Source organism: Polaromonas sp. AER18D-145, assembly GCF_002379095.1.
Lineage (GTDB): Bacteria > Pseudomonadota > Gammaproteobacteria > Burkholderiales > Burkholderiaceae_C > Polaromonas.
Map to the genome: position 1 here is coordinate 60,169 of NZ_NBZV01000020.1, position 12,375 is coordinate 72,543.

Genomic DNA, 12,375 nt, shown 5'->3' on the forward strand with positions numbered 1-12,375 from the left:
ACGCCATGAACTTCCGGACTCTCCTTTCAAGCTCCTCTGGCAAACCGCTGAAAACCTGGAGCGTCAGGCTTGCTTTTCTGGCGGCCCTGTCAGCCGTCACGGTGGGCGTTGTGATCAGCCAGACCGTTACCGTTACCTTGCCCCCACTGGTTGATTTGCCAGCGGAACCGCTTTACATGAACGGTGCGAAAACCAAGGGGAATCTGACGCTGGCGCTGTCTGTTGAGTTCCCCACGGTGGGCCAAACTTACCGTGACACCTTTGTCGGCTCCAAGGAATATGTCGGTTACTTTGACCCCAAAGCCTGTTACAGGGCGGTGTTAAGCAGCGGCAGCATCGGCAACTATTTTGACTGGCAAACGAATAAAGGGAGTGTTAGCGCGACCTGTCCCAGCTCGCAGTTCGACGGCAACTTCATGAACTGGGCAACGTCCTCGGCCATCGACATCATGCGATATGGCCTGACAGGGGGCAACCGCACCATTGACGACAGAGATACAACGGTCATCGACCGGGCCTGGTTGCCCGACAGCTTTTACCGAAATAGCAGCTATTTCACGGAAAAATTCATACCGAAATCGCAGATCAACGGCAGGACCGAACTAACTGACGCCTCATTCCCTGACGGAATGTGGATATACAACTGCAGGAACCGCGTCTACTTCGCCAATGCCCAGGACACTACTGGAAGTTGCAGCAGCCCCTTCGGTGTGGCCGATGCCCAAAGCAGCAAATTGATCAAGGCAAACGCCAACAATAAAGGCAACTTCTACGAGGTCAGAAACCTGGTCTGCGACCCCAATAGCGCCACCAACCGGCTTATGTCCTACGATGCCGATACCAAGCAGTGGAAGGGTCTGTGTTTTCGTTACCCTAACGGCAAATACAAGCCAGTTGGTCAATTCCAGATGAACGCGGAAAACATACGGGTAAGTGTTTTTGGCTACCTGCAGGACAACAGCCGCACGCGCTACGGTGGTGTGCTACGCGCACCACTCAAGTACCTAGGTCCCAAAAAATACGACATGAATTTCAACCTCGAGTCAGCGGCGAATGCCGGCGCCGAGTGGAATGCCGACACCGGGGTCTTCATTGACAACCCGCAGAGCGGGGATGGAACTTATGGCGACCAGGGTTACCCTAAAAGCGGGGCCATCATGTACATCAACAAGTTCGGTACGCTCAATCCGGACACCATCGGTGCCTATAAAGAACTTGATCCTGTGAGTGAGCTCTTTTATGAAGCCATCCGTTACCTTCAGGGCAAACCACCCACCAGCCAGGCCGTTTCGGGATTTTCGGGAACAGCATCGACCGACAAAGCCTTGAAAGACAATTTCCCCGCCTATGCAACTTGGACGGATCCATTCGCTGGCTTTACCGATACCTCAGGCACAGGCAACGGATGCCTGCGAAACAGCATTTTGACGATTGCTGACGTTTTCACGCACAGTGACCGCTCGGTGCCCGGCAATGCTGTCACAAGCAATAATGATTTTTCGCGAAGCGCGGAAACCGACCCGGCGCTCAACGTTCCCTTCTGGACCAGCGTGGTCGGCAGCTTCGAGAGCAAGCTCACCACCACCACAGGCGCCATAACCTACACCGACAGCCAGGGGCGTACCCAGATTGCGGGCAACATTTCAGGCAACACGCTGTATACCGCTCTGGCAAATGCCGCCACAATGGACACGGGTGCCGAAGGGGGCTCCCACCACATGGCCGGTCTGGCCTACTGGGCCAACACCCAGAGCTTTCGCAACGATCTCCCCAAAGGTCGTATCAAGACCTATGCGATCGACGTCAATGAAAAACGCGCCAGCGATGTCGTGAGCTTCCGCCGCACCCAGCAGTTGTACCTTGGAGCCAAGTATGGCGGTTTCGATGACAGCGCAAACGGCAATACTGGCAATCCGTATTCAGGGGGCACGAATGTGCTTTGGCAGGCCACGGACGGCGATGCAAAAAACTACTTCCTGGTCAGTGACGCCGCCAAGTTTCTTGACTCTCTTTCCGAGATTTTTGCGCGGGTTGTAGAAGAAACCGGAAGTATCGCTGGCGGCGCCATTTCCACGCAGCGTCTGACGGTCGGTCAAGCAGCAGCTGTGTTTCAGGCACGTTTCAACCCGGTAGCCAATTACTGGAGCGGCCGCTTGCTCAAATATCCGCTGTCGCTGGACAGCGCCGGTACCTCACTGGTCATTGGCAGCACACCCACCTGGGAGGCCGGCCAGGTTATGACCGCGGCGACGCTGATCGACCATGGGGCAGGCAGGAACATTGTCATTGGTGCTCCGATTGGTCTACAGGCAACCGCTGCCCCAACACCGTTCAAATGGGCCGACCTGAACACGACGCACAAGACGATGCTCAGCACCATGCCCTACACGACCACGGTAGTTATTGACGCGGCCATGGGCGAAGACCGACTCAACTACCTGCGTGGCGACCGGCGCAAGGAAATCAAGCCCACGAATCCGACAGCCCCCTTCCGACCGCGCGACATCGTGCTGGGGGACATCGTCAACAGCGGTTTGGTCTATATGGGCAAGCCATCCGGAGGCGTGGCAGGAACCGCGTACAACACCTTCTTCAACGACAACAAGAACCGCAAGCCAGTCATTTTTGCGAACGCGAATGACGGAATGCTGCACGCGTTTTATGACACCAACGGCAGGGAGGCTTTTGCCTACATCCCCGGGTTCGTCGCGGGCAAGTTGAACCTGTTACCCGACCAGGACTACAGCCACGTCAGCATCAACGACGCCACGCCCGCCATCGCAGAAGCTTACATAAAGGTAAGCGGCGTCGATAAGTGGCGCAGCGTGCTGGTGTCAGGTGTCGGTGCTGGCGGGCAGGGCGTTTTCGCCCTCGATGTCACCGATCCGGAAACCTTCACCAAAGACAATGTTCTTTGGGAGTTCACGGACCGCGATCACCCTTCGATGGGAAATGTGATCGGTACGCCCCAGATCGTGAAATTGCGCACGACTGATTCAGGTATCACCCCGGTATACAAGTGGTATGCCATGGTCGCCAGCGGGGTGAACAACTATGCCGCCGATGGTCCTACCACTCAACATGCCACAGGCAACCCTTCCATCTTCATTCTCGATCTGTCGAACAAGCCTGCCAGCAATTCAGGGGTAGCCTGGACCGAGGGCACGAATTTCTGGCGCATAGAGTTGCCACAGACCAGTACGACTATCACCACCGAAATTCCCGTCCCAATCGCCAAGGGGCTGGTTGGATTTACCACGGTTAAAAACTTCCAAACTGGTGCGGTAGACAGCTTGTTTGCAGGTGATCTGCAAGGTAATGTCTGGAAGCTCGATTTCACGCTGAAGGGGATTAGTAGCCTGACCGATGACGCCACTAGCAACTTGACAAAACTCAATGCAATGGGAACCAACAAGACTTTCTTTGTTGCAAAGGACGGCGGCGGAATACGGCAGCCGATTACCGGTGAACCGGTGATAAGCAATGCCTTTTTCGATAGCAAGCTGGTCTCCTTTGGAACGGGCAAATACCTGGAAACACCGGACACCACCGTGCCATCGAGCGTGACGAATACGTTTTACACGCTTCTCGATAACGGCAAGGCCATCACCGGAAGGTCACAATTGCAGCAGGGAACGGTATCTACTATCGGCGGCACGGTGACTGTTCCCAGTTTTGTGTATGGCATGCCTCCTGCCACCGGAACCTCCGCCTTGAGAATGGGCTGGTATCTCGATTTCAACAAAAGTATTGGCGAACGACAGATCAGCGACATCACAGCCGAATTTGGACAGCTGTTTTTCGGCTCGCTGTTCCCGACCGAAGGCTCGTGTGGAGAAGGAGGTGGGCGGTTTTATGCGGTGAATGCACTCACGGGCAACGGTACGTCCGAACTGTCCCAGGTGGGCATATTGGCCGCGCCCCTTGTCCTGGAAATTGGCAGCACCGCCTTGACCAACAGCGACACGGCCGGCCAGCGAACCGCTACCCGAAAAATTGCCATCATCACGCAAGGGTCCAAAGGGTTGAAGGTTGCGGCTACCGGTGGAGGTGGTCTCTCCTATAACGAGCAGGTCGGACGCCTCAGCTGGCGCCAGATCAACAACTACCGTGAAAACAAGAATAACTAACTTTGGGAATGATCATGCAAAAACATCTGCCTAACAAGCGGAACGCCCAGTCGGGCTTCACTCTGATTGAACTGATGATCACCGTCGCCATTGTCGGAATTCTGGCGGCAGTGGCCTACCCCGCCTATACGGACTCCGTGCGCAAAGGCAAGCGGGCCGAAGCACGGACGGCGCTGATGAACCTTCTGCAGCAGCAGGAACGCTATTTGACCCAGATGAACACCTATGAAACCTTTGCGGCAGGCACGCCCGGCGCCCTGCCGTTCAAGGCCTATTCCTCATCTGATAGCACCCAGGCGAAAAGCAGTCACCTGCTCGGCGCAAGACTTTGCCAGGCGGTCAGCGGCGTGATCCCAACCAAACGTGACTGCATCGAGGTTTTCGCGGAACCGCAGGCAGGTGTTTTTTCTGACCCTCAAGTGACCTCGATGGCCATAGACACACAAGGCCGTCGAACTTGCACCGGGACAAACACCGAACGCTGCTGGAAATAAGGCCACGCCATGTCTCGAAACAACCGCACCGAACACCGTCTGGGCGCCCTTTTCTTCCCCCGCCAAAAGGGCTTTACGCTGATCGAGTTGATGGTGACGGTTGCACTGGGAACCACCCTGATGATGGTCGCCGTTCCGAGTTTTGTGCAGTTTCAGCGAAATGCACAACTGTCGGACGCCGTCAGCAATTTCATCTCGGCAGCCAATACGGCAAGAGCCAACGCAATGAAACAGGGGCTCAATACCTACCTTGTTCCCGCGACAGGAACAAACTGGAGTTCCGGCTGGATGGTGTTTGCAGACTCGAACTGGAACCAGGTCTATAACGAAGGTGTCGATGAAGTGGTACTTCGCCATGAGGCGTTGAGCGCCGATATCACCGTCACCACACCAGGGGCCAGCAGTTTTACAAGCGGTTATTTGATGTTTAACGGAAGTGGTTACCCACGCCTGAAGAGCGGCGCTTTCGGCGGGGGAACGATGGTGATGGCGAACACCTCGCCGCGCTCCAGTTCCATCATCGTTGATCCAGCCGGCCGGGTGCGCTCCTGCAAGACAGATACGACAGGCTGTTATTTAACACCACCCCCTTGACTGAACAACCGCAGGTGCTCATGCAGGGCACCCTTGAATCTGCTGAATTGGCGTTGCGCCTTTGCAGCCCCAACCCGTGCGTGGGCTGCGTCATCACGGACGGCCAGGGCAAGGTATTGGGCAAAGGCCACACCCAACGCGCCGGCAGCCCCCATGCCGAGGTCATGGCCCTGCGGGATGCCATGGCCCGCGGCCATTCGGTTGCCGGTGCCACCGCCTACGTCACCCTCGAGCCCTGCTCCCACCACGGGCGCACCGGGCCCTGCTGCGACGCCATCATTGCCGCCGGCATCAAAAAGGTCGTGGCATCGATTGCAGACCCCAATCCCCTGGTGTCCGGCCAGGGCTTTGCGCGCTTGCGGGCCGCGGGCATTGAAGTTGAAGTGGGCCCGGGCGCGCAAGAGTCGCGCGAGCTGAACATCGGCTTTTTCAGCCGCATGATCCGCAAGACGCCCTGGGTGCGGATGAAGGTGGCGGCCTCGCTTGACGGCAAGACCGCGCTGGACAATGGCAAAAGCCAGTGGATCACGTCGGACGCAGCTCGAACCGATGGCCATGCGTGGCGCGCGCGCTCCTGCGCCGTGCTCACCGGCATCGGCACCGTGCTTGAAGACAACCCGCGCCTCGATGTGCGGCTGGTTGACACGCCGCGCCAGCCGCATCTGGTGGTGGTGGACAGCCGGCTGGAGACGCCGCTGGATGCTCATCTTTTTATAGCTGGCCGCGCGCTCTACATCTACGCTGCCGAGCAAAATGATGCAAAAAAAGCAGCCCTTGAAGCGCGCGGTGTGACCGTCGTTTATCTGCCGGGCAAGGGTGGCAAGGTGGACCTGGCGGCCATGCTGCGCGACCTGGCCGTGCGCGAGGTCAACGAAGTCCACGTCGAGGCCGGGCACAAGCTCAACGGGTCGCTGATCCGTGAAGGTCTGGTCGATGAGTTTCTGGTCTACCTGGCCCCCAAGCTGATAGGCCAGGGCAGCGGCATGGCCAGTTTCGGGCCAATCACCGAGCTGTCGCAGGCGCTGGACCTCGAGTTTCGCTCGACCGACCGGCTGGGCCCCGATCTGCGTATCGTGGCCAGAGTCAGGGGACGCGACCTCTTTTAGCCCTGCTTTGTCGGCCCGGACCATGGCCGCCCGCAATCTCTGCGAAAATAGCGCCATGTTTACCGGAATCATCACCGGCGTGGGGCGCATCGTCGCCATCCATAGCCTGGGCAGCTCTTTGGACCATGGCAAGCGACTCACCATCGAAGCGCCATCGGGCTACCTCGACGACGTGGGCCTGGGCGACAGCATCGCACTGAACGGCGCCTGCATGACCGTGACCGCGCTCGACCTCCCCAAAAACCAGTTCCTGATTGAAATATCGGCCGAGTCGCTGGCCAAAACCAGTGGTTTGACCGAACCCGGCCCGATCAACCTTGAAAAGGCGCTGCGCGCCAACGACCGGCTGGGCGGCCACATCGTCGCCGGCCATGTCGATGGCATAGGCACCGTCACGCATTTCGCCCAAGTGGGTGAAAGCTGGGAGTTGCGCATCCGCGCCCCGCGCGAACTGGCCAAGTACCTGGCCTACAAAGGCTCCATCACGGTCAATGGCGTCAGCCTGACCGTCAACCGCGTCACCGACCTGGAAGGCGGCCAGGCCGGCTGCGAAATCAGCATCAACCTGATTTCGCACACGGTTCAAAACACAGCCCTGGGCCATCTGCGACCACAATCGCAGGTCAACCTGGAAATTGACCTGATTGCGCGTTATGTCGAACGCATGCTCCAAAGCGGAAAGAACACCTGAACCCATGACGATCGCCATCTCCCCTGTTGAAGACATCGTGGCCGACATGCGGACCGGCCGCATGGTCATCCTGGTCGACGAAGAAGACCGCGAAAACGAAGGCGACCTGGTGCTCGCCGCCGACCACGTGACCCCGGAGGCCATCAACTTCATGGCACGTTATGGCCGCGGCCTGATCTGCCTGACCCTGACGCGCGAACGCTGCGAGATGCTGCAATTGCCGCCCATGGCCACCCGCAATGGCGGCAAATACAGTACCGCCTTCACGGTGTCGATCGAGGCCGCCGAGGGCGTGACCACCGGCATCTCCGCGGCAGACCGGGCCCGCACGGTGCAGGCCGCGGTGGCACGGAATGCCAAGGTCAGCGACCTCGTACAACCGGGTCACATCTTCCCCTTGCAGGCGGTCGATGGCGGCGTGTTGATGCGCGCCGGCCATACCGAAGCCGGCTGTGACCTGGCCGGCATGGCGGGCTGCTCGCCGGCGGCCGTCATCTGCGAGATCATGAAAGACGACGGCACCATGGCCCGGCTGCCGGACCTGCAGGTCTTTGCCGCTGAACACGGGCTGAAAATCGGTACCATCGCCGACCTGATCGAACACCGCAGCCGCCATGATTCGCTGATTGAAAAAATCGGCACGCGGACACTGCAGACCGCTTTTGGCGAATTCACCGCGTATGCCTTCAAGGACAAGACCAGCCAGGGCCTGCATCTGGCGCTCGTCAAGGGACAGTGGTCACCCGAAGAGATCGTGGCTGTGCGGGTTCACGAGCCGCTGTCGGTGCTCGACGCGCTGGAAACCGGCCGCTCCATGCACTCCTGGAGCCTGGACCAGAGCCTGACCCATATTGCCAAAGAGGGCAAAGGCGTGGCGGTGCTGCTCAATTGCGGCGAAAGCGCGGCACAGCTGCTTGAACAATTCGAAGGCACCGCACGCGCCAGCCAGGCCCCCGAGCGCGGCCGCATGGACCTGCGCACCTACGGCGTGGGCGCGCAAATCCTGCGCGAGTGCGGCGTGCACAAGATGATGCTGATGGGCAACCCGCGCCGCATGCCCAGCATGACGGGCTACGGCCTCGAGATCACCGGCTACATTGCCAACAAAAAGGAATAACCGTGTTTGGTGCAGAAAAAGGTACGACCGACAAGCTGGACGGCAAAAAACTCTCGATTGGCATCGTCCAGGCGCGTTTTAATGAAAGCATCACCAATGCGCTGGCCAAGGCCTGCTGGCAGGAACTGCTGGCGCTGGGTGTCGAGGAAAAAAACATCCACCACGTGAAGGTGCCGGGCGCGCTCGAGATCCCCTCGGCCCTGCAGGCCATGGCCGAGCGCGACCAGTACGACGCGCTGGTGGCGCTGGGCTGCATCATCCGCGGCGAGACCTACCACTTCGAACTGGTCGCCAACGAAAGCGGCGCCTCGGTCAGCCGGCTGGCCCTGGACTACCAGTTGCCTATCGCCAACGCCATCCTGACCGTCGAAAACATCGCCCAGGCCGAAGCCCGCCAGACCGACAAGGGCCGCGATGCGGCACGCGTGGCGGTGGAAATGGCCAACCTGCTGAACGAACTTGACTGATACCCCGGTCCCCTCCCCCAACAAGCGTGCCATGACTGAAACGACCCCCCTCAAACCCAAGCGCCCGCCGCAGACCCGCAACGGCCTGACCGACACGGGCGTCAAAAAAGCCGCCGACAAGTCAGCACGCACCCGGGCACGCGAGTTTGCCCTGCAGGCGCTGTACCAGCACCTGGTGGGGCGCAACGAAGCGTCGTCCATTGACGCCTTCACCCGCGACCTGGTGGGTTTTCACAAGGCCGACGCGGCGCATTACGACGCGCTGCTGCACGGCTGCATTGACGAAGCCGCGTCGCTGGACGACAGCGTGACGCCTTTGCTGGACCGCAAGATGGCGGAAATATCGCCGGTCGAACATGCGGTGCTGTGGATTGGCACCTACGAGTTCAAGCATTGCCTGGACGTGCCTTACCGCGTGATCATCAACGAATGCATCGAGCTGGCCAAGGCATTTGGCGGCACCGACGGCCACAAATACGTCAACGGCGTGCTGCACAAACTGGCACCGGCCTTTCGCGCCGCTGAAGTCGCCGCCGACAAAAAAGCCTGAGGCGCGCGGTGAGCGACATCAGGATAGCCCGGCGCGCCCAGCGCATCGAACCCTTTTATGTGATGGAAGTTGCCAAGGCCGCGGCAACCATGGCCCAGCAGGTGGCGCACACGGCGCAACCCATGATTTTCCTGAACATCGGCGAGCCGGACTTCACCGCGCCGTCGCTGGTCCAGCAGGCGGCGGCCCGCGCCATCCAGGACGGCAACACCCAGTACACCCAGGCGACCGGTCTGCAGCCGCTGCGCGAACGCATCAGCGACTGGTATGCCACGCGTTTCCAGGCCGATGTTGCGCCCGGCCGCATCATCATCACCGCCGGCGCCTCGGCGGCGCTGCAACTGGCCTGCCTGGCCTTGATTGAAGCGGGCGACGAGATCCTGATGCCGGACCCGAGTTACCCCTGCAACCGGCATTTCGTCAGCGCCGCCGACGGCAATGCGGTGCTGCTGCCGACAACGGCTGAAGAGCGCTTCCAGCTCAGCAGCGCGAAAGTGCAGGCCGCCTGGTCCGACAAAACCCGCGGTGTGCTGCTGGCCTCGCCGTCCAACCCGACCGGCACATCGATTGCACCGGAAGAATTGCGGCGCATCCACGAATTCGTGCACAGCCGCGGCGGCATCACCCTGATTGACGAGATCTACCTGGGCCTGAGTTACGAGGCCCGTTTCGGTCAGACGGCGCTGGCGATGGCAGGCGGTCTCGGCGAGAGCATCATCAGCATCAACAGCTTCAGCAAGTACTTCAACATGACGGGCTGGCGCCTGGGCTGGCTGGTCGTGCCCGAGGCGCTGGCACCGGTGATCGAGCGCATTGCGCAGAACCTGTTCATCTGCCCCAGCACCGTGGCCCAGCACGCCGCCCTGGCCTGTTTTGAACCCGACAGCCTGGCCGAGTACGAACGGCGCCGCGCCGAGTTCAAGGCCAGGCGCGACTACTTCATCCCCGAACTCAATCGCCTGGGGCTGACGGTGCCCGTGATGCCCGACGGTGCTTTCTACGCCTATGCGGATTGCACGGATGCCGCCGCCCGGTTGGGCGTCAGCGGCAGCTGGGACTTTTCTTTTGAGCTGATGAAACGTGCCCACCTGGCGGTAACACCGGGCCGCGATTTCGGAACCATGGCGCCGGAGCAGTACGTCCGCTTTTCCACGGCCAATTCCATGGTGCAACTCAAAGAGGCTGTCGCCCGGCTGGAGGCCGTCCTTGGCTGAAGCCGTTGGTACCCTCGATGCCACCACATTCCAGTGGCCCCTGCGGGTCTATTGGGAAGACACGGATGCGGGTGGCATCGTGTTCTACGCCAACTACCTGAAGTTTTTTGAACGCTCACGCACCGAGTGGCTCAGATCACTGGGCATTGAACAACACAGCCTGCGCGAGAGCACCGGCGGCATGTTCGTCGTGACGGAAACCAGCGTTCGTTACCACCGGCCCGCGCGCCTCGACGATGAACTGATTGTTACCGCCAGCCTGATCGAAAAGGGCCGGGCGTCCTTGATAATCGGTCAGAGTTCGCTATTAAAATCAGAGCGAGCGCCGGTTCTGCTCTGCGAAGGCACGATACGCATCGGCTGGGTCGATGCGGCCAGCCTGAAGCCCGCCAGAATTCCCGCCAACATCCTTGATCGTCTGGAAGCCAAAACATGAACCAGGACTTATCCATTGTCAGCCTCATTCTCAACGCCAGCTGGGTGGTCCAGGGCGTGGTGGCACTGCTGGTCGGCGTGTCGATCGCGAGCTGGGCCGCCATCTTCCGCAAGATCGTCTCCCTCAAGCGCGTGCAGTCGCTCAATGACGAGTTCGACCGCGAATTCTGGTCCGGCACCAGCCTGAACGACCTGTTTGCCGCCGCCAACCAGAACGCCAAACACAGCGGCCCGATGGAGCGCATTTTCGCCAGCGGCATGCGTGAGTTCCAGAAGCTGCGCGAGCGCCGCATGGAAGACCCCGGCACCCTGCTCGACGGCGCCCGCCGCGCCATGCGTGCCAGCTACCAGCGCGAAATGGATGCGGTGGAGTCCAACCTGTCCTTTCTGGCCACGGTCGGCTCCGTCTCGCCCTACGTCGGCCTGTTCGGCACGGTCTGGGGCATCATGCACGCCTTCACCGGCTTGGCCGCGCTGGAGCAGGTCACGCTGTCGAGCGTGGCGCCCGGCATTGCCGAAGCGCTGGTGGCCACGGCCATCGGCCTGTTTGCCGCCATCCCCGCAGTGGTGGCCTACAACCGCTTCGCCCACGACATCGACCGCGTGGCCAACAAGCTGGAGACCTTCATCGAGGAGTTCTCCAACATCCTGCAGCGCAACCTGGGCGCCCATTCGCCCTCCGGCCACTAGACATGTTGACCCCCACGCTTTTCACTTCGTGTAATACGCGAGGCCTTGCAGGCCGCGGCTCGCTGGAAGCTTCGCCTCTCTCGCCTGTCCAAGCCTGCTCAAGCAGGCTTGGAGCCGCAGGCTCCAGCCCCTCGGGGGCTGGCCTTGCTTGGGGCGGCCCGGCGCTGCGGCCGGCCGTATGCCTTGTTCCGGCCTTAGCGCACGCGACTTAGGAGCCGACAGATGCCAGCCGTCAATTCCCGTGGCCGAGGCCGCCGCACCATCAGCGAAATCAACATGGTGCCTTTCATCGACGTGATGCTGGTGCTGCTCATCATCTTCATGGTGACGGCGCCGCTGATCACACCCAGCATGATTGCCCTGCCCAAGGTCGGCAAGGCGCCGGGCCAGCCGCCCAAGCCGATCCAGATCGAGATCAGCAAGGACGAAGTCATCCAGATCAAGTCGGCGGGCAACACCACGCTGGTCAAGCTCGGCGAGGTCGGCGCCGCCGTCAAGCGCCTGCAGCCGGCGGTGCCGGCCGGTGAGCAGGTTACACCGGTGGTGATCAGCGCCGACAAATCCATCAAATACGAAACCGTGGTCAAGGTCATGGACGCGCTGCAAAAGGCCGGTGTGGCCCGCGTCGGCCTCTCGGTGCAGACCGGCAACTGACCCCGCCCCGCGCTGAATTTTTTCATGCCCATTGCCGCCGATCGCCCCGAGTTTGCCCCGCACCGCGAGCCCGCTGCGTTGCGTTCCTTCGGCCTGGCGGTGCTGGTTCACCTGCTGTTGATCGCGGCCCTGACCTGGGGCGTGAACTGGAAGCGCAGCAACCCCGATATCTCGTTCGAAGCCGAGCTCTGGTCCAGCGTGCCGCAGGAAGCCGCGCCCAAACTGGTGGAAGC

General features: G+C 60.5%; 12 protein-coding genes and 1 pseudogene. All 13 read left to right on the forward strand.

Annotation, left to right across the window (positions count from 1 at the left end):
• Positions 1–5 precede the first annotated feature (5 nt).
• Complete coding sequence (locus B7G52_RS11895; protein ID WP_096697800.1) at positions 6–4,130, forward strand: pilus assembly protein; 4,125 nt, start codon at positions 6–8, stop codon at positions 4,128–4,130.
• Positions 4,131–4,144: 14 nt separating this feature from the next.
• Complete coding sequence (locus B7G52_RS11900; protein WP_096697816.1) at positions 4,145–4,624, forward strand: type IV pilin protein; 480 nt, start codon at positions 4,145–4,147, stop codon at positions 4,622–4,624.
• Positions 4,625–4,633: 9 nt separating this feature from the next.
• Positions 4,634–5,218 carry a GspH/FimT family pseudopilin gene (locus B7G52_RS11905; RefSeq protein WP_096697801.1) on the forward strand — a complete coding sequence of 195 codons (585 nt, stop codon included), beginning with the start codon at positions 4,634–4,636 and terminating at the stop codon, positions 5,216–5,218.
• Between the two features lie 14 nt (positions 5,219–5,232).
• The gene (gene ribD / locus B7G52_RS11910) at positions 5,233–6,324 is read left to right on the forward strand and encodes a bifunctional diaminohydroxyphosphoribosylaminopyrimidine deaminase/5-amino-6-(5-phosphoribosylamino)uracil reductase RibD (RefSeq protein ID WP_371329019.1); all 1,092 of its coding nucleotides are present in this window, start codon (positions 5,233–5,235) and stop codon (positions 6,322–6,324) included.
• Positions 6,325–6,379: 55 nt separating this feature from the next.
• The gene (locus B7G52_RS11915) at positions 6,380–7,015 is read left to right on the forward strand and encodes a riboflavin synthase (protein WP_096697803.1); all 636 of its coding nucleotides are present in this window, start codon (positions 6,380–6,382) and stop codon (positions 7,013–7,015) included.
• Between the two features lie 4 nt (positions 7,016–7,019).
• Entirely contained in the window at positions 7,020–8,132 is a 1,113-nt protein-coding gene (gene ribBA / locus B7G52_RS11920; RefSeq protein ID WP_096697804.1) for a bifunctional 3,4-dihydroxy-2-butanone-4-phosphate synthase/GTP cyclohydrolase II, read from the forward strand.
• Between the two features lie 2 nt (positions 8,133–8,134).
• Positions 8,135–8,599: a 6,7-dimethyl-8-ribityllumazine synthase gene (ribH, locus tag B7G52_RS11925; RefSeq protein WP_096697805.1), complete on the forward strand. Its 465-nt coding sequence runs from the start codon at positions 8,135–8,137 to the stop codon at positions 8,597–8,599.
• A 31-nt stretch (positions 8,600–8,630) separates the two neighbouring features.
• Positions 8,631–9,149, forward strand: a complete 519-nt coding sequence (gene nusB / locus B7G52_RS11930; RefSeq protein WP_096697806.1) for a transcription antitermination factor NusB — start codon at positions 8,631–8,633, stop codon at positions 9,147–9,149.
• 17 nt (positions 9,150–9,166) lie between these two features.
• Entirely contained in the window at positions 9,167–10,363 is a 1,197-nt protein-coding gene (locus tag B7G52_RS11935; protein ID WP_096697817.1) for a pyridoxal phosphate-dependent aminotransferase, read from the forward strand.
• Positions 10,356–10,799 carry a tol-pal system-associated acyl-CoA thioesterase gene (ybgC, locus tag B7G52_RS11940; protein WP_096697807.1) on the forward strand — a complete coding sequence of 148 codons (444 nt, stop codon included), beginning with the start codon at positions 10,356–10,358 and terminating at the stop codon, positions 10,797–10,799. The genes B7G52_RS11935 and ybgC overlap by 8 nt, the downstream gene beginning before the upstream one ends.
• Positions 10,796–11,488 carry a protein TolQ gene (gene tolQ, locus B7G52_RS11945; protein WP_096671226.1) on the forward strand — a complete coding sequence of 231 codons (693 nt, stop codon included), beginning with the start codon at positions 10,796–10,798 and terminating at the stop codon, positions 11,486–11,488. The genes ybgC and tolQ overlap by 4 nt, the downstream gene beginning before the upstream one ends.
• A gap of 222 nt (positions 11,489–11,710) precedes the next feature.
• Positions 11,711–12,142, forward strand: coding sequence for a biopolymer transporter ExbD (locus B7G52_RS11950; RefSeq protein WP_096697808.1), 432 nt, complete (start codon positions 11,711–11,713; stop codon positions 12,140–12,142).
• Between the two features lie 24 nt (positions 12,143–12,166).
• Positions 12,167–12,375, forward strand: a pseudogene (locus tag B7G52_RS11955) (cell envelope integrity protein TolA); the annotation flags it as partial.